Below are 22,935 nucleotides of genomic sequence, written 5' to 3'. Positions count from 1 at the left end.
CAGAAAATAAGTAAGGTATGTATATAACATTTTTCTAGTGAAGGAGATCGAAGAAGCTATGGGAACACTATGGTTTGGTGGACCGATCTACACGATGGAACGTGAGGATGTAGTGGTAGATGCTGTATTTACCGAGGAACATCAAATAGTTGCTATTGGAACGTATGAATATTTGTATCATACTTATTTTAATCAAATAGATGAAGCAATAAATTTGAACGGAAAAACAATGTTACCAGGATTTGTTGATAGTCATTTGCATATTATTTGGCATGGTGAGAAATTACTTCGGCTTGATCTTTCCCAAATGCAATCAGCCGAAGAAGTATTAGAAGCACTGTTTAACCGAGCTACAAATCTTTCTGAGGGAGAGTGGCTCGTGGGTGAGGGCTGGAATGAAAACCATTGGGATGAACCACTCATTATTCACAAAACTGCACTTGACGAAATTGTACCTCATAATCCTGTCATGTTATCTCGAGTATGCCGTCACGCTATTTTAGCTAACAGCAAAGCAATAGAACTGGCAGGTATTGATACTGTAAATAAAACAGCTAATCCAAAAGGTGGCGTTATTGAACGAGATGATGATGAAGAGACAACGGGTTATTTCTTGGATACTGCTCAGGAATTAATAAAGCAAGCAATGCCAACTGTTTCACAGGCTTATCTAGAACAAGTAATCTCAATCGCTATAGATGATCTTCTTTCAAAGGGCTTAGTTGGAGGACACAGTGAAGACCTTAATTATTTTGGTGGATTTGATAAGACTTTTGGTGCTTTTAAACATGTGTTGGATGGGAAGGAGAAAATATTTAAAGCGCATTTACTCGTCCATCATGAAGTTATGGAAGACATGATTCATGCTGGGCTAGGGTATTTGAAGGGGCCACGTTATGCAGAGCTTGGCGCAGTCAAAATATTTTCGGACGGAGCATTGGGGGGGAGGACAGCATGGTTGTCTACAGATTATGCGGATGACATTGGAAACAGAGGTTTTGCAATTCACAGCATACCTGAGTTAGAGGAACTCGTGGCTAGGGCACGTGTCTATCAGTTGCCAGTAGCAGTTCACGCCATTGGAGATCAAGCCGTTTTAGAAATTGCATCCATATTGAGTAAATATCCGTTAGCAACGAATGCTCGCGATCGAATTATCCATGGACAAATTTTAAATAAACAAGCCTTTGAATTACTAAAGGAGCTTCCTGCTGTCGTAGACATCCAACCGACCTTTGTTGCTTCAGATTTCCCTTGGGTAATTGATCGGCTGGGACAAAAACGGCTAGACTTAGCGTATGCTTGGAAATCTATGCTTCAGCACGGAATACATTGTGCTGGTGGGTCCGATGCACCAATTGAGAAAGTGGATCCGTTACTTGGAATTCAAGCTGCGGTTATTCGTAAATCCTCTTTTGATGGAAAAACATACTTACCTAAAGAAGCGCTGACTATATTTGAAGCCGTACAATTATATACGACTGGTAGTGCTTATGTAATTAATCAAGAGAATAGTAGAGGTTTGATTACGGAAGGTTATCACGCTGATTTCACTATTTTGGAGAAAGATATTTTCCAAGTCAATCCAAATGAGATTCACGAAATTGACGTTGCAATGACAGTAATTGACGGGAAAATTGTATATGACAAGAACCTTTCTTCTATTTAATTAGATCGGTTCTTGTCCGTATTATACGTTATATGCTGCTTCACGCTCTAGTTATAAAAACGTACGTTTTACTCTGTCCCAATAGGAGTTATTTTTTAATTTCACGGTTTTAATAACATGGTCACTTAATGTAACAGAAATATCCCTTATATTTCGAATGGAGTATGCTTCATTGTCAAGACCGATAATTGGATAATCATTACCATCCTGCTGGACTGATAACGTTAACTTTCTATCACTATTAAGAACAAAAGAAGAACCCAGGGTGCGATAACGATTATTATTTATGGATGCTAACTCGGTAACTTGAAAACAAGGAATTTTTGGGTCAATGACCGCTCCATTCGTAGATTTATTATAACCTGTACTTCCTGTTGGTGTTGCAACAATTAGTCCGTCCCCTCTGAAGGTTTCGAAGTGAATGTCATCAATAAACACATCCATAACGATGGATTTAATAATAGTCGAGCGGACACTAATTTCATTAAGGCAATAAAAACTCGTCTCACCATTTAATTCCGCATTAATCACAGGAAAACGACGAACTTCCATTTCTTCATATTGGATTGTCTTCAACATTTCATCAACATTATCCATATTAAAATCGCAATATAGACCTGATTCCCCCGAACGAGTTATTCCTGTATAAAGGCAATCTTGACGAAAGCCTGTCTTACGTACAGCTTGTAAGAAAGCACCGTCACCTCCAATACTTACAATAATATTAGCATGTTCGAAATCGTTTACAATTGTAAAACCATTTGACTCTGCTAATTGGTATAGGGCATTTAATTTATCTTCAAGCCCTTGGTCACTTAAATAATAGAAGAAAATATTTTTTCGATCAGTCATATTCTTTTGATACCCTCCCAAATGTGATGACGAGATGCACTTTATACTACTATCTACTTTAAGCTATTAAGCAAAGCAGTATAACCATATTCTATCATGTTTTGTTGCTATTATCCTAGTGGAGTAAAACGAATGATTAAAATAGGAAATTTGAGGAAAAATAGGAACAGCTATGAAACTGAGGTGATGAAAATGTGGGGGTGGGCTATATTTATGATAACCGTGATCGCGATTGCTGTTATCTTTTTATTCTCAAAGCTAATCATTCATGTTCAAGGAGCATATTGCCAAGCAAATACTTCTATAACGATACGGATTTATTGGTGGAAAATTCCGATTATAAGACGAACGATGATGTTAGATGATTTCGAAAGTAACACGCCTGCTATTAATTTTCGTGAATTACCGAGTAAACTTAATGAGGCGCTTCATATCCTACGTCAAGGTCATAAAGCAATTTCGGTTATGCTACAGAAGATGAAATTCAAACAAATGAAGTGGCATACGGTAGGTGGTACTGGTGATGCATCACTTACAGGTATTGTATCAGGAGGTGTCTGGACAGTAAAAGGTGTTATCATAGCATGGCTTCAAGAACATGGGATTTTTAATTGTCATCCAGATATTAAAGTTGTACCACTTTTTCAACAGAAATATATACAATCCGAAATTTATTGTATTGTTTCTATTCGAATAGCACAAGCTATAAGTGGATTTCTTCAAGTCATGAGAATAATGGCTAATAATAAGAAGCTATTGATACATCAAGCACAAATGTATAAAAGGAGTTGATTGTGATGGAAGAGCATCCTATTCAAGGGCTAATGACTACTGCAATGGAAAATTTGAAGGATATGGTAGAGGTAAACACAATTATTGGAGATCCTGTTCAATCTCCGGATGGCAGTGTTATTATACCTGTGTCCAAAGTTGGTTTTGGATTTGCTGCAGGTGGTAGTGAGTTTAATTCTACAAGTAGTCAATCCCAATCCGATAGCAGTAGTGAAAGTGGTGAAGCAACACTTCCATTTGGAGGAGGTAGCGGTGGAGGAGTATCAATTACACCGGTAGCATTTTTGATTGTCAGTGAAAGAGGAATTAAGATGGTTCATTTAGATCATCATACACATATCTATGAAAAAATGATTGATTTTGCGCCACAGGTTGTAGAAAAGGTGCAACAGATAATGAAAGAATCAAGTCAACAGCAAGGTTCAAAGAAACAAGAAAATAAGAAACCTAAAGAGATGCCTACCCAATATGATATTTAATGGTTGTATAAATGCAACTCATACACCATTCTATAATGTAAGCGTAGCTAATTCCGTTCACAAATATTTCTAGATTTCATAGCCATAAATTATTGGACATGCACCGCTATTCAATTCATAATGAAGAAGGAATACAATTATTTAGGAGGAATGATTCATATGGCAAATGTTACATTCCAACAAGAACCTGTCACACTTGTAGGTAATGAAGTGAAAGTTGGTGATGAAGCACCTTCTTTTAAAGTACTATCTAATGATTTAGAAGAAGTTACATTAACTGATTATAAAGAGAAGGTTAAGCTGATTAGTGTTGTTCCTTCCATTGATACAGGTGTATGTGCAGAGCAAACAAAACGTTTTAATGAAGAAGCTGATCAGATTGAAAATGTTAAAGTTTTAACGGTGAGTATGGATTTACCATTTGCACAAAAACGCTGGGTTAACCAACATGATATTAAGAAGCTTGATACATTGTCAGACCACCGAGATGCTCATTTTGGAAAGAACTATGGTGTTCTTATAGAGGAGTTACGTCTGCTAGCAAGATCTATATTTGTTGTTGACTCCAATAATATAGTTACTTATGTAGAATATGTTAAAGAAGTGAGTAATCATCCGGATTATGATGCTGCCCTGGAAGCTGCCAGACAAGCTAAATAACTCGAACGGAATCTCTCTCAGTAAATGAGGGGGATTTTTACTGTGTGCTACAGAACTTAATTAGCATTATTTTGTACATAGTCCCATTTCCTTTGGTACAATAGAAACGCTCTGAAGGAACGAATGGAGGATGCTATATGGAGAAATCAAATGTCGAAACATTGTATGAATGGATAGATGAAACGACAAATAAGATTCAACAGTATGTTAATGAACCATATCTGGAAAGCTTAGGTTATACGATGGAAATCGTATTTATGCAAGAAGTGCCAGATAATATAGATGAAAGCCTAGCAATCAAATTACAGCAAGCTTTAGTCGAATTAAAAATAGATTCATTCTCAGCTGAGGAAGTAAGAAAAGCTAATCAGCTTGCTATTCTAAAAGGAATGAAAGGCTCTATTCAACAGCAGCATTTAATGACACCAGAAACAGTATCGCTAATGATTGCGTATTTGGCAAATAAATTATTCGATGACGCCGAAAACATTCGCTTGTTTGATCCAGCTGGTGGAACTGGAAATTTAATAACTGCGGTTCTAAGTCAACTACCACAAATCAAAGAAGCATTTGCAAGTGAAGTTGATTCAACGTTAATTCAACTAGCTGTTTGGAATGCGAACTTGCAGAAAAAGAATATTGAGTTTTTCCATCAAGATAGTCTTCGTCCATTTTTATTGGACCCTGTAGATTTAATCGTAGCTGATCTACCTGTTGGATACTATCCAGACGACTTACGTGCGAGTGACTTTAAACTTAAGGCCGATAAAGGTCATTCTTATGCGCATCACTTATTTATAGAGCAAAGTCTTAATTACACAAAACCAGGCGGATACCTTATTCTAGTTATTCCAGAATTTTTATTTGATAGTGATCAATCAGACAAGCTTCAACAATTTATTCATGATTATGCTCATATGGTTGGCATCCTAAGGTTGCCAGAAAGTGCCTTCAAATCTGATAAGCATCGAAAAAGTATCTTAATACTACAAAAAAAAGGACAGCAGACAGCATCTCCTAAACAACCACTATTGGTTAAAATGCCTTCTTTCAACAATACGAGAGCAATGGGAGATATTTTAGGTCAAATAAATAATTGGTTCCAAACGTATAAAAAGGAGTTGAACAGCAATGAGTAATGTATTGGCAATAAACGCCGGTAGTTCATCTTTGAAATTCCAATTAATACAAATGCCAAACGAGCGCGTTCTAGCAAAAGGGCTAGTGGAACGAATTGGTCTAAATGAGTCAGTATTTACAATGGATGTTCAAGGTGAAAAAGATAAATTTGTGGAAGAGATTCCAAACCATGAAGAAGCAGTAAAGAAACTACTAGCATCATTAACGTCTTCTGGGGTCATTACTTCACTTGATGAAATAAATGCAGTTGGTCATCGCGTAGTTCATGGTGGGGAACGTTTTAGTGATTCAGTTGTCATTAACGACAAAGTTATTGAAACGATTGAACAAGTGTCGGAATTGGCACCTTTGCATAACCCTGCAAATTTGACGGGAATTCATGCTTTCCGTGAAATTTTACCGGAGGTACCAATGGTGGCTGTGTTTGATACTGCATTCCATCAAACGATGCCAGAGTCATCTTATCTTTATAGCTTACCATATGAGTACTATAAAGATTATGGCATACGTAAATACGGATTTCATGGTACATCACATAAGTATGTTTCGCAGCGAGCAGCGGATCTGATGGGTCTGCCATTGGAGAACCTGCGCCTTATATCTTGTCACCTTGGTAATGGTGCAAGTATTGCAGCTATTCAAGGTGGTAAGTCAATTGACACATCAATGGGCTTCACTCCATTAGCTGGGGTAACTATGGGAACACGCTCAGGTAATATAGATCCGGCGCTTATCCCTTATATTATGGAAAAAACAGGAAAGTCCGCGGATGAAGTGATTCATGTGTTGAATAAGGAAAGTGGTATGCTAGCTTTATCTGGATTCTCAAGTGATTTAAGAGATATTGAACAGACAGCTCAAGAGAATAAGCGAGCAGAATTAGCTTTAGAAGTATTTGCAGGTCGTATTCATAAATATTTAGGTTCCTATGCAGCAAAAATGTCTGGCGTAGATGCCATTATCTTTACTGCTGGAGTTGGAGAAAATAGTGATGTGATCCGAGAAAAGGTTTTACATGGTCTTGAATTTATGGGGGTTTACTGGGATCAAGCACTCAATAAAGTTCGAGGAAAAGAACAATTTATTAATTATCCACACTCTCCAGTTAAAGTAATCGTAATCCCTACAAATGAAGAGGTTATGATTGCCAGAGATACAATCAGACTTTCACAAATTAGTTAGTTAAAAGGTTTTGGTGTGGTTGAACCATAGCAAAACCTTTTTTATAAAATCATAATGGATGGGAGAGGTATTAATTGTCAGTAAAGGAACATAAGCGTGAAAACCACGTAGTAAATTGCATGATTTTAACTATTAGCGATACACGGACATTGGAAACTGATATGAGTGGAGGGCTTATTGAAGAACAATTGAAGGCGAACGGACATTGGATAAGTGTCAGAGATATTATTAAAGATGATCGAAATGACATTCAAAAAATAGTTACGAGAGCTTGTGTCAATCCCGGTGTTGAAGTAATCATTTGTAATGGTGGAACTGGTATTGCTGATAGAGACGTTACCATTGAAGCAATAAAAGAACTTTTTACGAAAGAAATCCCTGGCTTTGGAGAGATATTTCGAATGTTGAGTTACAAAGAAGATATTGGGTCAGCCGCTATTCTTTCAAGAGCAGTTGCAGGTACTCGAAACCAAACAGTTATTTTTGCACTCCCTGGTTCTACTGGAGCGGTAAAGTTAGCCATGGAAAAATTAATCATTCCAGAATTATCTCATATCATCCACGAATTAAGAAAAGAATCACCACATTAGAAGCGCTTCCAACAATAATGTGGAAGTGCTTCTAATGTAATTGAGGAATATTCTTAGTGATGTAGTGAGTATATCGTTTTAATGTTATATAGTTATCTGACAACTAATACATCACATGAAGCGTATCTTGTTATGCTCTCAGAAACACTTCCTATAAGAAAACGTTCAACAGCATTCATCCCTGTTGCCCCACAGATAATAAGGTCCGCATGAAAGTCATTAGCAATATCTTTTGCAATTTTTACTTTTGGAGACCCATATTCTACACATCGAATTAAATTATCAATACCTGCTGATTTTGCATTGTCTACATAGCTGTCTAATAATTCCTTAGCATATTCCTCTGCACGATCTGCTAATGTACGATCATAGGCTTCGGCAGTGGCAAATGTCCGTGAATCAACAACATGAGCTAAAATAATGCGTGCATCATTTCGTTTTGCGATATCTAATGATTTAGTAAAAGCTTTCTCAGATGCTTCTGATCCATCAACTGCTACTACAATATTCTTATATTCCATATAGATCTCCCCTTTCATATAAATTATATACCCGTATTTTAAGGACAACAATCAAAATTTGCCACTTTTACTAATTAAATTTTAGAGAGTGTTGCAGTATTGTGGACATACTATAAATGGGGGTGATTAGATTGTCCAAAGAGAAGCGTGATAATCAGCCACAAAACATTTTTGAGGATGAAAAAGGTGTTGCGGCTGTACAGAATCAGTTAAATGAAAGTTACCAAAGTGGTGTCATTGAAGAAAGGCACAATAATAAGGGAATCTACACGTTTAATAATCGTAAAAATTAAAGTGGAGAATGAGGCTGAGACAAAAGAATGAAGAAACAATAAAAAACGAACGATGATTAGTTGATGAAATTAATCATCGCTCGTTTTTTGATCAGAATCATTCATTTAGCACCTGAAATAAGCGAGACTCCGGCGGGAACAGCACGAGTCCGAAGATTCACGTGGTAACGTGTTTTTCTTTACCAAGTTAGCTGAGGCCGTGCCCGTGGAAAGCGCGTATAGTTTCACAGTGTGGCGATGATCCTCCTATTGATAACATGATTATTCGTATTTTGAGTAAAGAAGTTGTGTTTTGTCAGCCTCATTTCCCTTTTACTTTGAGAAAAAATTTGGTACTGTTACAATATACGTATATGAAGTATGAAAGTGCTTTCAAAAAAGTGTTATATTAGAGAATTGGAGGTAGTTAAATGAATATCGGTGTTCCAAAAGAAATAAAAAATAATGAGAATAGGGTTGCTATGGCGCCTTCTGGTGTCCTAACTTTGAAAAATGCCGGTCATACTATTTATATTGAGACAGAGGCTGGTTTAGGTTCTGGATTCACGGACCAACAATATGCGGAAGCCGGTGCAATTATCGTAGCTACAGCCAAGGAAGCTTGGGAACAGGAAATGGTAATGAAGGTAAAAGAACCACTACCTGAAGAATATGATTACTTCTATGAAGGGCTTATTTTGTTTACATATTTGCATTTAGCAGCGGAACCTAGCTTAACAAAGGCGCTGATTGATAAAAAGGTAACTGGGATCGCCTATGAAACGGTGCAGTTACCAAATAATTCACTACCGCTTCTAACACCTATGAGTGAAGTAGCAGGAAGGATGGCTTCGCAACTTGGTGCTCAGTTTCTAGAGAAGACAAAAGGTGGAAAGGGAATCCTTTTAAGTGGAATACCAGGAGTTAAACGTGGCAAGGTTACGGTTATTGGCGGTGGTGTTGTTGGTACAAATGCAGCAAAAATTGCGGTTGGTTTAGGTGCAGACGTTACAATAATTGATTTAAATCCAGAGCGATTGCGTCAGTTGGATGATATTTTTGGATCATCTATTAATACAATGATGTCGAACCCGCTGAATATTAGTCTCGCTTTAGCAGAGTCGGATCTTGTTATTGGTGCAGTGTTAATACCAGGTGCCAAAGCTCCGAAGTTGGTGACTGAAGAAATGGTTCAAGCTATGACAGCCGGTTCAGTGATTGTTGATGTAGCAATTGATCAAGGCGGAATATTTGAAACAAGTGACCATGTTACTACGCATGATAATCCAACATATACCAAACATGGTGTATTGCATTATTCCGTTGCAAATATGCCTGGAGCAGTTCCAAGAACCTCGACAATTGGTTTAACCAATGTTACTGTTCCTTACGCATTACAATTAGCAAATAAAGGCTATGTAGGTGCATGCAAGGATAACGAGGCGTTATTAAAGGGATTTAATACACTCGATGGGTATGTAACATATCAAGCAGTAGCAACATCTCATAGCTTGGAATACGCGGATCCACATACGCTATTGGATAACTAAAGATAGTAATATAAGAAGATAAGGGCGGTCTCCAAAATCTAACGTAGAATTTGGAAGAAAGCCCTTTTTCAATAAATATGAATATGGAGCCGGTTTAGGTTAATCTAAAAATTACTAAACTTATACGCATGCTAAGTTATTCCAAAATCATTAATTCTTTTGGAGATGTAGTTAAAACTTCTGGCCCTTGTTCTGTCATATAAATCATGTCTTCGATCCGAACACCGGCAACCCCTGGTACATAAATACCTGGCTCAATGGTATAGCACATTCCTGCTTGTAACGGTAGATCATTGTTGCTATGCATAGAAGGATACTCATGTGTTTCAATTCCTAATCCATGTCCAATGCGATGTGTGAAGTATTCACCAAAGCCTGCATCTGCAATATGATTTCTTGCTATTTGGTCTAATTTACCAGTTGCTACACCAATCTTAGATGCAGCTATCGCTTTTTGTTCCGCCTCTAAAACGGTATTGTATATCTTTTTTTGTTGCTCGGTTATTGATTTAAATGCTACTGTTCTGGATATATCTGAACAATAGCCCTCATACACTACACCAAGATCAAATAATACGATATCACCTGATTTTATCTTTTTCATGGAAGGTGTCCCATGCGGTGAAGCGGTCTTTGTACCAGAAAGTGTCATTGTAGAGAAGGACATTTCCTGAATTCCTTGTTTTTTAAGCTCATACTCAATTTTAGCAATTACTTCGAGTTCACCTACGCCTTCCTGAATTGCCGCTATCCCAGTCTTTATTCCAAAGTCAGCTAATTCAGCAGCATGTTTTAATAAATTATATTCCTTCTCACTTTTAATGACACGTAGGTTTGCTAATAGTTCTTCACCATTTACAATACGTGTATTTGAAAAGAGTTGCTGCATCAGTTGATATCGATCTAATGTTAGATTTGTATGCTCGACGCTAATTGTATTTGGAATATGTTCATTCGTTTTTAATTTCTGGTAAAACATCTCCCAAGGATTTTCATGATCATGATAGGTGATTATTTGATAACGCCATCCAGCTGCTTTTGCATCCTCTTCTTCCATTGCCGGAATAATTAATAATGGATCAAAATGATTACTAATGTAGACAGCCACTAGCCTTTCATGTGGTTCTGTATAGTAATTAGTAATATAGTATACATTCGCCTTAGATGTAATAAACATACTATCGATATTCTGTTTTTTCATGCTTTTTAATAATGCTTGAATTCTTTCTGCCATTTCTTTGTACACCTCTTTAATATGTAATATTTTTATTATAGCAAAAATAGTGTATGGAATTAAAATGGATGACATTAACGACAAGTTGATGGCAACGTATTTTTAATATTTGTTTCCAAAACTATTACTGTGATAAGAAAGCTGATAATATATACATAGATTGAACAGGCAATATAAAGTGAAACTTCAATCCGTGGGGGGTGTTTATCCCTGCGGATTGTTAGCACCACAAGGGTATGACCTATAGACCTTGGAACCAAACGGACATTTACCGACTCGATCCCCCGCTTATCCATATTGGTTTTACTTTAATGATTGAAGCGGGGATATTATTGCCAGTTATAGGTGGGATAAAAAAATACGAATAACTAGCATGAAAATAACTAATTTCGGGTAGAAAAAATAAGAATGCTTGTTTAAGATAGATAGTATAATGTTTTATCAGAGGAGTGGTAATCGTGCAAATTTCTTATCATGGACATTCAGTAGTAATGGTTAAAACGGATACACATCAGATTTTAATTGATCCCTTTATTACTGGAAATGAAAAATGTGATTTGGATGCAAACTCAGTAAATCCAGATGTTATCCTGTTGACACATGGTCATAATGACCATGTCGGTGATACGATAGATATCGCAAAGCGGACAAATGCTTTAATCGTTGCTCCTAATGAATTAGCAGACTATATGGGTTCAAAAGGATTACGTGTACATCCGATGCATATAGGTGGGAAGCATGAATTTGATTTTGGTACAGTCAAGCTCACCCAGGCCTTTCATGGCTCGGCGTTTACAGAGGATGATGGTTCAATTGTATACACTGGTATGCCAGCAGGAATCCTTCTAACGGTGAATGAGAAAACGATCTACCATGTTGGAGATACTGGTTTATTTTCAGATTTAAAATTAATAGGTGATATGAATAATATTGATATTGCGTTTGTTCCAATCGGGGATAATTTTACAATGGGGCCCGAAGATGCGCTAATTGCCTCGGAATGGATTCATGCAGATGTAACGGTTCCTATACATTATAATACCTTTCCTGTCATTGAACAGGACCCGCACAAGTTCATCAGTCAAATTAAATCGGGAGAAGGAAAAGTAATGGAGATTGGCGATGCGTTGCAATTATAATCGTTTAGACTGAGAAAAAAGTATCTTATTCACATCATCATCCGAACGGATTCAGTTCGGATGATTTGTTTACGTCAAACAGGTTCTATCACCCTCTATAAAATACTTCGCCTTCCGTGACGCGGCTCCTAAGGACCACTTTCTTGCACGATCTTCAGCTCGCGCTTTTTACCGATAGGATAAGGGAATCGGCAGCGTTACATCGCACGCTGATTGAAGTTTTATTTTATTTTATCGTTTTATCGTTCGGCTTTTGGGTTAACTTTTTTCTTGCCAGCCCCTTGCTGTAGAAGCATGCAAATATTCCCTTTTTGCTACTAGTTATTTCCATCTTTTTATACTATAATTTAGGCATAAAGTAGCATATGTCGTAGCAGAAATAGATAAAGTGGCAAACGTATATTGGGGTTGGGACACTATTAAAAACGATCCATTCAAAACACTTTATCCCGTCTCTCTGAAAAAGCTATATTTTATTTTATTAAAAGATATTCAAGTAGAAATAAGGTGAAATCCGATTGAACACTTTTACGCTCTCGTTATTTTTTCTAGTTGGTTTACTGTTTGGATCTTTTTATAATGTAGTAGGATTGCGATTACCTAAACAATTATCGTTTATCATGAACCGTTCTAATTGTATACATTGTAGTCATCAGCTTCACTGGTATGAGCTAATACCCATTTTATCCTTCTTGTGTTTAAAAGGTAGATGTAGTAAATGTAGTAACCGTATATCCTATCTCTATCCATTGATTGAAATCTCTACTGGATTATTATTTGTATATAGTTATTTGATGTTAGGTTGGAATAGCGAGCTAATTATAGCATTGCTATTAGTTTCCATGCTGATGATCATTACAGTTTCCGACTTAACATATATGGTCATACCTAATAAGTTATTGCTATTCTTTCTTCCGCTATTTTTTATACTGCGAATTATCTATCCATTAACGCCATGGTGGTCGCCATTACTTGGAGGACTATTGGGTGTATGTATCACTATGTTCATCATTTTAATTAGTCGTGGTGGTATGGGAGCAGGGGATATGAAACTTTTCGGTGTACTAGGTATTGTATTGGGGTATGAGAAACTATTGCTTTGCTTTTTTCTATCTTGTGTAGTTGGGGCTGTCTTTGGAATGTTGTTACTAGTAATCAAAAAAATTCAACGTAAGCAGCCTGTAGCATTTGGACCATATATAGTAATTGCGACTTTAATTACCTATTTTTATGGAGATGCTATTATCGATTGGTATTTTAGATACCTTTAGATACTGGTAGTTATGAATATTGCTATTTAGATCTGTTTTATCCCATATATAATTGGCAGTAAAACCCCCACTTCAAGTAATAAGGTGAAACCACTATTGGTGGTATAACCCCCCTACTAAATGAACGCTCACTTTATTATGGACAATATGATGAATAGAAGAACCGTGTAAGTTCTTAATGCATGGATTCTTTCATACATTGTTACCAAGGAGGTAGACAATAATGGTGAGACATTATGCAGTACTACGATTATTGCTTGCAGGTTTCTTCTTATACATGGCGTGGCCCTCTATACCATATGCTGTTACGCCGATTGAACTTGCTTTTTGGGGTGGATGGTTAATTTTTTTCTTATTAATTGTTGGAGCAAATATTGCTTCACTTTTACAAATGATTCAACCACCAATTATGGAACAGCAAAAGGAAAGACAGCGTCAAACCTATAATTATTGAGTTTCAGCTTTTTCAACTGTATAATAAATGGTAAATAATTCATTAGTACAGTTGAAAGATGGTGTATGTACCAATGGCGAGTAAACATGAGCAAATAATTCAGCATATTATATCATTGGAAATTGGTCATAAGATATCGGTAAGACAAATCGCTAAGGATTTAAATGTAAGTGATGGCACAGCATATCGAGCGATTAAAGAAGCTGAAAATCAAGGACTTGTAAGCACAATCGAACGTGTAGGTACAATTCGTATTGAACGGAAGAAAAAAGAAAACTTCGAGCGCCTTACGTTTGCAGAGGTAATCAATATTGTTGATGGACAGGTTCTAGGTGGTAGAGAAGGGCTTCATAAGACATTATCGAAATTTGTAATTGGAGCTATGCAACTTGATGCGATGATGCGTTATACTGAGGCAGGATCTTTACTGATCGTAGGAAATCGTATTAAAGCGCATGAATTAGCTTTGAAAGAGGGTGCGGCAGTACTTATAACTGGTGGGTTTGATACGGAGGACTATATTAAGCGGTTAGCTGATGAAAGACAGCTTCCAATTATTTCTACTAGTTATGATACGTTTACAGTGGCTGCGATGATAAATAGAGCGATTTATGATCAATTAATAAAAAAAGAAATCGTATTAGTGGGCGATATTTTTACTCCATTTGAACGATCGTTTTATTTACGTGCAAAGGACACCATACATGATTGGTATGAACTTAATCATAGATCGACACATACTCGTTTTCCGGTAGTTGATGAAAAAAAACGTGTTATTGGTATGGCTACTTCAAAAGATATCATTGGGAAAGAGAATCAGACAACTATCGAAAAAGTAATGAGTAGGCATCCGAAGATTGTTCAGACAAAGACTTCTTTAGCTTCTGTGGCCCACATGATGGTTTGGGAAGGTATAGAAGTAATGCCAGTAGCAGATGAATCCAATCATTTACAAGGAGTCATTTCTCGACAGGATGTATTAAAAGCATTACAACAAATACAAAGGCAGCCTCAGGTTGGTGAGACAATAGATGATATTGTTTCTCGTAATTTGCGAGAAGCGGACAATCAGAAGGATACCTATTTAACAACCGTTGCACCACAGATGACGAATCAACTTGGAACATTATCAAATGGAGTATTTACATCATTAATAACAGAAGCGAGTAGGAGAATGCTTCTTCAGTATAAAAAAGGTGATCTTGTAGCGGAAAATCTGTCCGTGTATTTTATTAAGCCAGTACAAATTGACAGCACATTGAAAATAAAACCGAAGCTGCTTGAAATCGGTAGGATGTATGCAAAAATTGATGTGGAAGTATTTGACGAGAGAAAACTAGTTGGTAAAGGATTGCTGATGGCTCAGCTCATTAACCGTTAATTAATCTATCAGTAATAAAACGGTTAATGAGGTTTGTGTTGATCAGTAGGGACTGAAGGAATAAAGCTACTGGGGGGAGTGCTTAATGGATAAGAAGCACTCACTCCGGTAGCTTTATAAGTCAATTATAAAATTTGAGCCTATGGATAAATACGGGCGTGTTGAGCCACGTCCAGATCCAGTGCCCAGAAACTAGGCGACTTCATGAATCGCCCTAATCTAAGTTATCATTGGCTCGAAAGCTAACCGTGATTCCTTTATCTCCGTTGACTCTCTCCAGTCGCTACGTTTCTATTCGCGCTTGCGCTTTTATTTGTTTAGGATGGATTTAATCTCTTCCATTCATTTCGATAGTGTTTTACTTCTTTTATACCTCGATAAATCTGTGGAACTCCGACGATGAGGAGAACTATACCTATAAATAATGATAGCTTTGTTTGGTAAAGAATATATTGATTAGCTGTGAAGAAAAGCACAAAACTACCAAGACATATTCTGGATTTAGCATTGAAGTATGCCTGTGTTAGACCATCCTTGCTTTTTACAATAGCAACTTTATAATATACATAAAGTACAATAGATATTACAATAAATATAGAAAATATAAACATATGTAATCGCCCCTAATCTAAATTACCATTATCCACAAAATTAATTGTAACGTTTTTCTTAAATTTTAGCTACAATGAGAGAATAAAAGCTACGAAAAAGGTGATATTTTGCAGGAAATAATTGAAGCAATAAAACAGTATAATACAATCATTATTCATCGACACGTTCGCCCAGATCCAGACGCCATTGGATCACAAGTAGGATTAAAAGCACTTATTAAGCATTCATTTCCAGAAAAAAATGTCTATGCTGTTGGTGAAGAAGAGGATACATTAACTTTTTTAGCAAGAATGGATACTATTTCTGATGAGCAATATCGAGGCGCACTTGTTATTGTATGTGACACAGCAAATACGGAGCGAATATCTGATGAACGTTATCAATTAGGTAGTAAATGGATTAAAATTGATCATCACCCCAATACGGATGAATACGGTGATATACAGTGGATAAATATTGGGGCTAGCTCTACAAGTGAAATGATCTATGAATTTTTTATACAAGCAAAGAATCATGGCTTTTCATGTAATCATGAAGCAGCACGTCTTCTTTATGCAGGCATAGTAGGAGACACGGGTAGATTTTTATATCCGAGCACATCGAAAAAAACGTTCCAATATGCTGCAGAACTAGTAACCTATTCATTTGATCGCACAGCATTATATGATGGAATATATAATGTGAAAGCGAATATAGCGAAGTTACGTGGCTATATTTTGCAAAACTTTACATTATCTCCATCAGGTATGTCTTCTGTTAAGCTAACAAAACAAATTTTAGAAGAATTTCAAGTACAACCAACCGATACAGGTCAATTGGTAACAGCTTTAGGAGATGTTGAAGGAATTTGTGCATGGGTAATATTTATTGAAGAAGATGAGATCATCCGAGTTCGCTTGCGGTCGAAGGGACCTGTTATTAATGAGTTAGCCGCTAAATTTAATGGTGGAGGTCATCCCATGGCATCGGGCGCTTCTGTAAGTACGTGGGAGGAAGCGGATAGACTAGTACGTGAATTAGATGAAATATGTGTAACATATAATAACGCATAAAAAACGAGCCGAAAGTACCGGCTCGTTTATTCATCGTAAGTAATTAACTACTTTTTCTATTGGAGTTCGGGATAAACCAGCAACCTGAATTTGTGTTGTCATAAATGACGTCCAAGTGTTCCTTCTCAATATCACGTTTTATTAAGCGAATGAGCTCATGTGATTCAGCATAAGCGGAATGGCCCTCTTTTAGTCGAGCTATTTTTTCATCACGCATCCGTCTATGATTCATTACCAACATGAAAATCCACTCCTTTCATCTTAAGCAGTATATGAAAGTTAATCGCAAATGTTCTTTTCTTATTTTTATTTTAAACAAAAAATAACGATATTACCATAAATTTTCAAATATTTCATAAAACGTTCACATTAGTTAGCAAGATCTGCTTTAACGGTTATTTTAATATGTTTGGATATAACTAGCTTTGTTATTGTAAAGTTGTAGGTAAACTCGTCTACAGTATAGGCTTTGTTTTCAATGGTGGATACAAGTAATTTTTCACTTTCTGCGATAAGAGAAAGATCCTTTCCGTAAATATGTTTTAACTCGGTTTTTACCATCTCTTCTAAATTATCAATAATAAGTCGATCCAAAGGCAACTCATCTGTATTTTCAATGGTTAACGATACGGACTCAATAGTTACCGCCTTCTGCGATTTTTCGCTTAACTCATCGTTATCTTCTAATAAGGATTCGTTTTGATTTTGTAAATCATTTATTTTACTGCGAAATTGATTGTTTTCCTCAAGTAATGATTCATACATCGATCCATACATATAAAGAAGGGTACAGTAGGCAATTACACCACCGATCATTACTCCAACAAAAAAACGCTGCCAAGTTACTTTTTTATGATAAGGAGGGATATGCATCAATTAATTTCCTCCTGAATAAGCCAATTTAACAAAAGTATCGCTGTTTTCACGCCACCCATTGCGGAAAGAATAAATAATGCCTGTTTTACTAAATCCATGGTTGATCCATCATAGATACCCTTTTCAAAATTCGCAATTGCATCAAAGGTTCCACCAATCGCAGCTACTATTGCCCAAATACGTAAACGGTTAGCAATTCGACCAATATCATATATTGGTGCATCTCCAGTGACAAATGCACCGATACTTCCGATAATTGATCCACCAATTATGACACCAAAAGCAATAAAGTAACAATGTATAAACGTCTCAAAAAATCGTTCTTCCATAAGAACGCACTCCTCGTGAGCCATGTTAATTCCATTGTATGATTAATAAGGACAGGTTATGCTTTTGAATCAGCTTTTCCGTATGCATGTTCTATCTAGATTGGTATAATAAGAAGTAGAGATTTTAAAGGACGGGATACGATGTCGTTTACACATTTACAAGTACGTAGCAGCTATAGTTTGCTGGACAGTACGATTACAATCGAAAAATTAGTGAAAAAAGCTATTGAGTTAGAGTATGATGCTTTAGCACTTACGGATTATCAGGTGCTGTACGGAGCAATTGATTTTTATAGGCAATGCAAAGCGTATGGGATCAAGCCTATCATAGGGATGATTATCACAGTGAGAGGCGAGAAAAATAATGATAAAGAACAAGTAACATTATTAGCTAAAAATAATCACGGTTATCAGAACTTAGCTAAGCTAAGTACACACATTCAGAAAAATGGAGAAGAAGGTATTACTATAAATGACCTATCTCCTTATGTGACGGATTGTGTTGGTATTCTTTCGATTAATCATTCCTCTATAGCAAAAACACTATCATCAAACCTATATGAGGATATTCATACACTTTTATCAGGATTTATGAACTTGTTTAAGCAAGGAGATTTCTATCTTGGCATCGAAGCTAGTCGCACTGAAATAGACACGGTACTGATTCAAAAAGGAATGGAGTTCAAGGATCAATACTCCATTCCTGTAGTTGCATTAAATGATGTTCGCTATTTAGAGGAGAAGGATGCCATTGCCTTTGATTGCTTACAAGCGATGAAAATGAATGAAAAGTGGAATGGAAAACAAATAAGTACGCATCTTCAGCATCATCATCTTCGTTCTAAAGTAGAGATGGATCATATATTTATTTCCTGGCCAGAAGTATTGACAGAAACGGAAAACATAAAAGCCAAATGTGACGTTAACTTTCAATTTAATCAACGTCATCTTCCATCTTTTCCACTTCCAAATGGGAATGAGGATGCACATGAGTTTTTAGAAAAGTTATGCTGGAAGGCAGTAAACTCTAAATATACCTTGCTAACAGATGAACTACGTAGTCGGTTAACCTATGAACTACGTGTCATTGAATCTATGCAGTTTAGTGATTATTTTCTTATTGTGGCAGATTTCATTCGTTTCGCTAAACAAAATAATATTTTTGTTGGACCAGGTAGGGGATCTGCTGCAGGCTCATTAGTCGCTTATATTCTGGGGATTACGGAGATAGATCCGATAGAATATGACCTTCTATTTGAACGTTTTCTAAATCCAGAGCGCATGACCATGCCGGATATCGATATAGATTTTTCTGATACTAGACGCGACGAAGTGTTGATGTACATTCGTGAGAAATACGGGCATGATCATGTGGCTCAGATCATAACATTTGGAACCTATGCAGCTCGTTCATTGCTGAGGGAGCTCATAAAGACAATGGATATCAATCAACAGGATGCATCCTTCATTTTGCGACATATTCCAGTTCAGTCAAAGAAAAGTATTGTTCACATTGTTAACGAATCAAAGGAATTAAAAGAGTATGTAAAGGGATCTGAACAATTAAAAGTGCTGTTTACCGTTGCAACAACATTAGAGGGAATTCCTAGGCATATTTCGACACATGCTGCTGGAATTGTCATAACACAGGATCCGCTTGTAGAGTATATTCCTTTAGCAACAAGCGGGTCAGATATCTGGCTAACTCAATTTCCAATGAATGATTTAGAGGATATAGGATTATTAAAAATTGATTTACTAGGGCTACGAAATTTAACATTAATGGAGCGTGTTAATAGAACGATAAATTACTCGAAAAATAAAACAATTCATCTGAACGAAATCCCTGCTGATGATCAGGAAACATTTGCTTTGCTTAAAGAGGGGAAAACCAATGGTGTATTTCAGCTTGAATCCCAAGGGATGAAACAAGTACTTCGCGAATTACAACCATCAACATTTGAGGATATCGTAGCTGTTAACGCACTATATCGGCCTGGTCCGATGGAATATATTCCGACATATATAAAACGAAAACATCAGCAAGAAGCTATTGTTTATCCACATCCTGATCTTGCTTCCATTTTGGTTAAAACTTACGGAGTCCTTGTTTATCAAGAGCAAATTATGCAAATTGCTAGTAAGATTGCTGGTTTTTCTCTAGGGGAAGCTGATATATTACGTAGAGCAGTAAGTAAAAAACAGGAATCGGTAATGGAGGAACAAAAAGGGAAATTCATTGATGGCTGTATTGGAAATGGCTATGATCTATCTGTTGCTGAAGAGCTATTCGCTTGGATTGTTAAATTTTCTAATTATGGATTTAATCGCAGTCATGCAGTAGCATATAGTAAAATAACTTATCAATTAGCTTATTTAAAAACACATTTTCCTGCTGCTTTTTTTGCTGAACTCTTAAGCTCTTCCGTTAATCAACATGACAAACTACAAACGTATGTAAGGGAAATGAAGGAGTTACAATTAACGCTGTTACCACCATCTATCAATAAAAGCTACGGGCGTTATTCGGTAGAAGGGGATTGTATTCGCATAGGCCTTCTTCAAATCAAAGGTATTGGGAAGCAAGTAGTACATGAGATTGTCCAAGCCCGCAAAGAACGTCCATTTAAGAATCTTTTTGATTTTTGTTTACGTATTTCATTAAAGACAGTGAACAGACAAACAATTGAACTTTTGGTTATGTCAGGCGCAATGGATGAATTCCATGGCAACCGAGCTAGCTTGATGGCAACTATTGATCAAGCAATAGAACAAGGTGAGCTCTTTAAAGAGTTTCAAGGACAGCCTCGTTTATTCGATGATCAAATAGAATTAGAAGGTGAGTATGTACTAATTGAAGACTTTACGCAAATAAAAAAGCTAGCAGATGAAAAAGAATTACTAGGTATCTATGTCTCTGATCATCCATTAACTTCGTACAGAAAACAGTTACAGCGAAGTGGCTATATAAGGCTAGCACATGCACGTAAGTTAATTGGAAAAAGAAACGTAAAGAGTGCGGCTGTTATTCAACAAATTAAAACGATTCGGACAAAGCGTGGAGACCCAATGGCTTTTCTTACATTAGGAGATGAAACAGGTGAAATGGAGGCAGTGGTCTTCCCAGATTTATATCGTCAAATTAATCGGTGGTTGAAGGAAGAGTTGCTTGTTATTATGGAAGGGAAAATAGAATCTCGAAATCAACGAATACAATGGTTACTCTCATCAGTAGAGCTGTTATCGGAGGAGGTGCTATACAAATTAACAACAGGTAGGCTGTTTATAAAAATTTCTGGGAATAGTAGTGAGTCGGAATTAAAAAAGATCAAGCAAATAGCGAATCATAACCCTGGTAATACGCCAATCATTATTTTTCAGGAAGATACAAGAAGGACATATCAGCTTTCTGAGGAATATTTCATTCATCCAAATAGAGAAAGCATCAAAAACTTGGAAACATACTTTGGAAAAGAATCTGTTGTGTTCGATTCAGACAAACAATAATCATTACTTTACAGACACGAACCATCTGTTATAATGGAGAGGTTAAGGGTGGTCAGACCACTATAAGCATCGAAGGTAATTAGTATTTTTTCTGCGAAAGGGAGCGATTAGTAAAGATGGCAAGCTTAAGAGATAAAGCGTTGCACTTGCATAAAGTAAATAAAGGTAAACTAACGACACAATCAAAGATACCAGTTACCAATGCAAAGGAGTTGAGTCTAGCATATTCTCCTGGAGTAGCTGAACCTTGTAAGGAAATTCATGACCATAAGGAAACGGTTTATGATTATACAATGAAGGGGAATATGGTTGCGGTTGTCAGTGATGGCTCAGCGGTGTTAGGACTTGGAAATATTGGGCCAGAGGCAGCACTTCCAGTAATGGAAGGGAAGTCTGTCTTATTTAAAAGCTTTGCTGGTGTAGATTCCTTTCCTATTTGCTTGGCTACCCAAAATGTAGAAGAAATTGTAAATGCTGTAAAGCTGATGGAGCCTACATTTGGTGGAGTGAATCTAGAGGATATAGCAGCACCAAATTGTTTTATCATTGAAGAGCGTCTTAAAAAGGAAACAAATATACCTATATTCCACGATGATCAGCATGGGACTGCTATTGTAACTGTTGCAGGATTAATCAATGCACTTAAATTAGTCGGTAAGTCTTTTTCGGATATTAAAGTTGTAGCAAACGGAGCTGGAGCAGCTGGGATTGCAATTATTAAATTATTATATAGCTTTGGCGTACGTGATATGGTTATGTGTGACTCTAGAGGTGCCATATTTGAGGGACGTTCATATGGTATGAACGACGTGAAAGAAAAAGTGGCAAAATATACGAATCAGGCTAAAAAAGAAGGTAGTCTTGAAGAAATGCTTGATGGTGCTGACGTATTTATTGGTGTATCCGTAGGTGGTGCACTAACGAAGGAAATGGTAGAGAAAATGAATGATGATTCGATTATATTTGCGATGGCAAACCCTGATCCTGAAATCATGCCGGAGTTGGCTAAGGAAGCTGGCGCAAAGGTGATTGGGACTGGCCGTTCTGACTTTCCGAACCAAGTTAATAATGTACTTGCCTTTCCTGGGATCTTTCGTGGTGCATTGGATGTCCGAGCTACTAGAATTAACGAACGTATGAAGGTTGCAGCAGCAAATGCTATTGCTTCGCTAATTTCAGAAAGTGAGTTAAATGAGGACTATGTAATTCCTGCTCCATTTGATGCTAGAGTTGCGCCTATCGTCGCCAAAAGTGTCGCACTTGCCGCAATGGAATCAGGTGTGGCTAGAATAGAAGTTGATCCAGAAGACGTAGCGGAGAAAACGAGAAGATTAACACAGATTGATGAAAAATGATGTGTTAAAAGGAGTGAG

Annotated in this window: 23 protein-coding genes; 16 read left to right on the top strand and 7 right to left on the bottom strand. The window is 36.8% G+C overall.

Annotated elements, in window-relative coordinates; translation table 11 throughout:
- The first annotated feature begins 58 nt into the window (after positions 1 to 58).
- Positions 59 to 1,669, top strand: coding sequence for an amidohydrolase (locus tag JUJ52_RS09525; RefSeq protein ID WP_026681448.1), 1,611 nt, complete (start codon positions 59 to 61; stop codon positions 1,667 to 1,669).
- A gap of 51 nt (positions 1,670 to 1,720) precedes the next feature.
- Here the strand turns inward: JUJ52_RS09525 and JUJ52_RS09520 are convergent, their stop codons facing one another.
- A complete protein-coding gene (locus JUJ52_RS09520) occupies positions 1,721 to 2,521 on the bottom strand; it encodes an NAD kinase (protein WP_026681447.1) in 801 nt (266 codons plus the stop codon).
- A 132-nt stretch (positions 2,522 to 2,653) separates the two neighbouring features.
- On the opposite strand from JUJ52_RS09520, the gene JUJ52_RS09515 reads away from it, so the two are divergent.
- The 6 genes from JUJ52_RS09515 to JUJ52_RS09490 all read left to right on the top strand — a co-directional run bounded on the left by JUJ52_RS09515 (position 2,654) and on the right by JUJ52_RS09490 (position 7,364).
- The gene (locus JUJ52_RS09515; RefSeq protein ID WP_026681446.1) at positions 2,654 to 3,313 is read left to right on the top strand and encodes a DUF2953 domain-containing protein; all 660 of its coding nucleotides are present in this window, start codon (positions 2,654 to 2,656) and stop codon (positions 3,311 to 3,313) included.
- Between the two features lie 5 nt (positions 3,314 to 3,318).
- The gene (gene ytfJ / locus JUJ52_RS09510; RefSeq protein WP_034679108.1) at positions 3,319 to 3,792 is read left to right on the top strand and encodes a GerW family sporulation protein; all 474 of its coding nucleotides are present in this window, start codon (positions 3,319 to 3,321) and stop codon (positions 3,790 to 3,792) included.
- 159 nt (positions 3,793 to 3,951) lie between these two features.
- The gene (gene tpx, locus JUJ52_RS09505; RefSeq protein ID WP_026681444.1) at positions 3,952 to 4,452 is read left to right on the top strand and encodes a thiol peroxidase; all 501 of its coding nucleotides are present in this window, start codon (positions 3,952 to 3,954) and stop codon (positions 4,450 to 4,452) included.
- 137 nt (positions 4,453 to 4,589) lie between these two features.
- The gene (locus JUJ52_RS09500; RefSeq protein WP_205388705.1) at positions 4,590 to 5,591 is read left to right on the top strand and encodes a class I SAM-dependent methyltransferase; all 1,002 of its coding nucleotides are present in this window, start codon (positions 4,590 to 4,592) and stop codon (positions 5,589 to 5,591) included.
- Positions 5,584 to 6,774 (top strand): acetate kinase, encoded by a 1,191-nt coding sequence (locus JUJ52_RS09495; protein WP_026681442.1) that lies wholly within the window; start codon positions 5,584 to 5,586, stop codon positions 6,772 to 6,774. Before JUJ52_RS09500 ends, JUJ52_RS09495 begins: the two co-directional genes overlap by 8 nt.
- 74 nt (positions 6,775 to 6,848) lie before the next feature.
- A complete protein-coding gene (locus JUJ52_RS09490) occupies positions 6,849 to 7,364 on the top strand; it encodes a MogA/MoaB family molybdenum cofactor biosynthesis protein (protein WP_026681441.1) in 516 nt (171 codons plus the stop codon).
- 92 nt (positions 7,365 to 7,456) lie between these two features.
- Here the strand turns inward: JUJ52_RS09490 and JUJ52_RS09485 are convergent, their stop codons facing one another.
- Positions 7,457 to 7,885: a universal stress protein gene (locus JUJ52_RS09485; RefSeq protein ID WP_026681440.1), complete on the bottom strand. Its 429-nt coding sequence runs from the start codon at positions 7,883 to 7,885 to the stop codon at positions 7,457 to 7,459.
- A gap of 131 nt (positions 7,886 to 8,016) precedes the next feature.
- Between JUJ52_RS09485 and JUJ52_RS09480 the strand changes: the two genes are divergently transcribed.
- Both JUJ52_RS09480 and ald read left to right on the top strand, forming a co-directional pair.
- Positions 8,017 to 8,178 carry a hypothetical protein gene (locus JUJ52_RS09480; protein WP_162986290.1) on the top strand — a complete coding sequence of 54 codons (162 nt, stop codon included), beginning with the start codon at positions 8,017 to 8,019 and terminating at the stop codon, positions 8,176 to 8,178.
- 410 nt (positions 8,179 to 8,588) lie between these two features.
- On the top strand, positions 8,589 to 9,707 hold the full coding sequence (ald, locus tag JUJ52_RS09475; protein ID WP_205388704.1) for an alanine dehydrogenase: 1,119 nt from the start codon (positions 8,589 to 8,591) through the stop codon (positions 9,705 to 9,707).
- A 136-nt stretch (positions 9,708 to 9,843) separates the two neighbouring features.
- Here the strand turns inward: ald and JUJ52_RS09470 are convergent, their stop codons facing one another.
- Positions 9,844 to 10,941, bottom strand: a complete 1,098-nt coding sequence (locus JUJ52_RS09470; protein WP_121605483.1) for a M24 family metallopeptidase — start codon at positions 10,939 to 10,941, stop codon at positions 9,844 to 9,846.
- Positions 10,942 to 11,399: 458 nt separating this feature from the next.
- On the opposite strand from JUJ52_RS09470, the gene JUJ52_RS09465 reads away from it, so the two are divergent.
- From JUJ52_RS09465 to JUJ52_RS09450, 4 genes are all read left to right on the top strand, one after another.
- Entirely contained in the window at positions 11,400 to 12,080 is a 681-nt protein-coding gene (locus JUJ52_RS09465; RefSeq protein ID WP_121605482.1) for a metal-dependent hydrolase, read from the top strand.
- Positions 12,081 to 12,598: 518 nt separating this feature from the next.
- On the top strand, positions 12,599 to 13,351 hold the full coding sequence (locus JUJ52_RS09460; RefSeq protein WP_121605481.1) for a prepilin peptidase: 753 nt from the start codon (positions 12,599 to 12,601) through the stop codon (positions 13,349 to 13,351).
- A 223-nt stretch (positions 13,352 to 13,574) separates the two neighbouring features.
- The gene (locus JUJ52_RS09455) at positions 13,575 to 13,805 is read left to right on the top strand and encodes a hypothetical protein (protein ID WP_226983527.1); all 231 of its coding nucleotides are present in this window, start codon (positions 13,575 to 13,577) and stop codon (positions 13,803 to 13,805) included.
- Between the two features lie 73 nt (positions 13,806 to 13,878).
- Complete coding sequence (locus JUJ52_RS09450) at positions 13,879 to 15,186, top strand: DRTGG domain-containing protein (protein ID WP_026681434.1); 1,308 nt, start codon at positions 13,879 to 13,881, stop codon at positions 15,184 to 15,186.
- Between the two features lie 317 nt (positions 15,187 to 15,503).
- Here JUJ52_RS09450 and JUJ52_RS09445 read toward each other — a convergent pair whose 3' ends face one another.
- A complete protein-coding gene (locus tag JUJ52_RS09445) occupies positions 15,504 to 15,797 on the bottom strand; it encodes a YtpI family protein (RefSeq protein ID WP_026681433.1) in 294 nt (97 codons plus the stop codon).
- A 105-nt stretch (positions 15,798 to 15,902) separates the two neighbouring features.
- Between JUJ52_RS09445 and JUJ52_RS09440 the strand changes: the two genes are divergently transcribed.
- The gene (locus tag JUJ52_RS09440; protein ID WP_026681432.1) at positions 15,903 to 16,850 is read left to right on the top strand and encodes a DHH family phosphoesterase; all 948 of its coding nucleotides are present in this window, start codon (positions 15,903 to 15,905) and stop codon (positions 16,848 to 16,850) included.
- Positions 16,851 to 16,893: 43 nt separating this feature from the next.
- On the opposite strand, the gene JUJ52_RS09435 is transcribed toward JUJ52_RS09440, so the two are convergent.
- The 3 genes from JUJ52_RS09435 to ytrH form a co-directional block, all read right to left on the bottom strand.
- On the bottom strand, positions 16,894 to 17,091 hold the full coding sequence (locus JUJ52_RS09435; RefSeq protein WP_026681431.1) for a YtzJ family protein: 198 nt from the start codon (positions 17,089 to 17,091) through the stop codon (positions 16,894 to 16,896).
- Positions 17,092 to 17,219: 128 nt separating this feature from the next.
- Positions 17,220 to 17,723, bottom strand: coding sequence for a sporulation membrane protein YtrI (ytrI, locus tag JUJ52_RS09430; protein ID WP_026681430.1), 504 nt, complete (start codon positions 17,721 to 17,723; stop codon positions 17,220 to 17,222).
- Positions 17,723 to 18,055 (bottom strand): sporulation membrane protein YtrH, encoded by a 333-nt coding sequence (ytrH, locus tag JUJ52_RS09425; protein WP_026681429.1) that lies wholly within the window; start codon positions 18,053 to 18,055, stop codon positions 17,723 to 17,725. Before ytrH ends, ytrI begins: the two co-directional genes overlap by 1 nt.
- A 141-nt stretch (positions 18,056 to 18,196) precedes the next feature.
- Between ytrH and dnaE the strand changes: the two genes are divergently transcribed.
- Positions 18,197 to 21,562 (top strand): DNA polymerase III subunit alpha, encoded by a 3,366-nt coding sequence (gene dnaE / locus JUJ52_RS09420; RefSeq protein ID WP_205388703.1) that lies wholly within the window; start codon positions 18,197 to 18,199, stop codon positions 21,560 to 21,562.
- 116 nt (positions 21,563 to 21,678) lie between these two features.
- Complete coding sequence (gene ystJ / locus JUJ52_RS09415) at positions 21,679 to 22,917, top strand: NADP-dependent malic enzyme (protein ID WP_205388702.1); 1,239 nt, start codon at positions 21,679 to 21,681, stop codon at positions 22,915 to 22,917.
- Positions 22,918 to 22,935: the final 18 nt, after the last annotated feature.

Origin of the sequence: Virgibacillus sp. AGTR, assembly GCF_016919725.2 — a bacterium.
GTDB lineage: Bacteria > Bacillota > Bacilli > Bacillales > Amphibacillaceae > Virgibacillus > Virgibacillus salarius.
The sequence above is the reverse complement of the archived record's forward strand: the minus strand, read 5'-3'. Positions and strand labels throughout refer to the sequence as shown.

Excerpts from the sequence above, each read along its gene's own strand:
- JUJ52_RS09525 (WP_026681448.1), top strand. The coding sequence starts at position 59 with ATGGGAACACTATGGTTTGGTGGACCGATCTACACGATGGAACGTGAG.
- JUJ52_RS09520 (WP_026681447.1), bottom strand. The coding sequence starts at position 2,521 with ATGACTGATCGAAAAAATATTTTCTTCTATTATTTAAGTGACCAAGGG.
- JUJ52_RS09515 (WP_026681446.1), top strand. The coding sequence starts at position 2,654 with ATGATTAAAATAGGAAATTTGAGGAAAAATAGGAACAGCTATGAAACT.
- ytfJ (WP_034679108.1), top strand. The coding sequence starts at position 3,319 with ATGGAAGAGCATCCTATTCAAGGGCTAATGACTACTGCAATGGAAAAT.
- tpx (WP_026681444.1), top strand. The coding sequence starts at position 3,952 with ATGGCAAATGTTACATTCCAACAAGAACCTGTCACACTTGTAGGTAAT.
- JUJ52_RS09500 (WP_205388705.1), top strand. The coding sequence starts at position 4,590 with ATGGAGAAATCAAATGTCGAAACATTGTATGAATGGATAGATGAAACG.
- JUJ52_RS09495 (WP_026681442.1), top strand. The coding sequence starts at position 5,584 with ATGAGTAATGTATTGGCAATAAACGCCGGTAGTTCATCTTTGAAATTC.
- JUJ52_RS09485 (WP_026681440.1), bottom strand. The coding sequence starts at position 7,885 with ATGGAATATAAGAATATTGTAGTAGCAGTTGATGGATCAGAAGCATCT.
- ald (WP_205388704.1), top strand. The coding sequence starts at position 8,589 with ATGAATATCGGTGTTCCAAAAGAAATAAAAAATAATGAGAATAGGGTT.
- JUJ52_RS09470 (WP_121605483.1), bottom strand. The coding sequence starts at position 10,941 with ATGGCAGAAAGAATTCAAGCATTATTAAAAAGCATGAAAAAACAGAAT.
- JUJ52_RS09455 (WP_226983527.1), top strand. The coding sequence starts at position 13,575 with ATGGTGAGACATTATGCAGTACTACGATTATTGCTTGCAGGTTTCTTC.
- JUJ52_RS09450 (WP_026681434.1), top strand. The coding sequence starts at position 13,879 with ATGGCGAGTAAACATGAGCAAATAATTCAGCATATTATATCATTGGAA.
- JUJ52_RS09445 (WP_026681433.1), bottom strand. The coding sequence starts at position 15,797 with ATGTTTATATTTTCTATATTTATTGTAATATCTATTGTACTTTATGTA.
- JUJ52_RS09435 (WP_026681431.1), bottom strand. The coding sequence starts at position 17,091 with ATGTTGGTAATGAATCATAGACGGATGCGTGATGAAAAAATAGCTCGA.
- ytrI (WP_026681430.1), bottom strand. The coding sequence starts at position 17,723 with ATGCATATCCCTCCTTATCATAAAAAAGTAACTTGGCAGCGTTTTTTT.
- ytrH (WP_026681429.1), bottom strand. The coding sequence starts at position 18,055 with ATGGAAGAACGATTTTTTGAGACGTTTATACATTGTTACTTTATTGCT.
- dnaE (WP_205388703.1), top strand. The coding sequence starts at position 18,197 with ATGTCGTTTACACATTTACAAGTACGTAGCAGCTATAGTTTGCTGGAC.
- ystJ (WP_205388702.1), top strand. The coding sequence starts at position 21,679 with ATGGCAAGCTTAAGAGATAAAGCGTTGCACTTGCATAAAGTAAATAAA.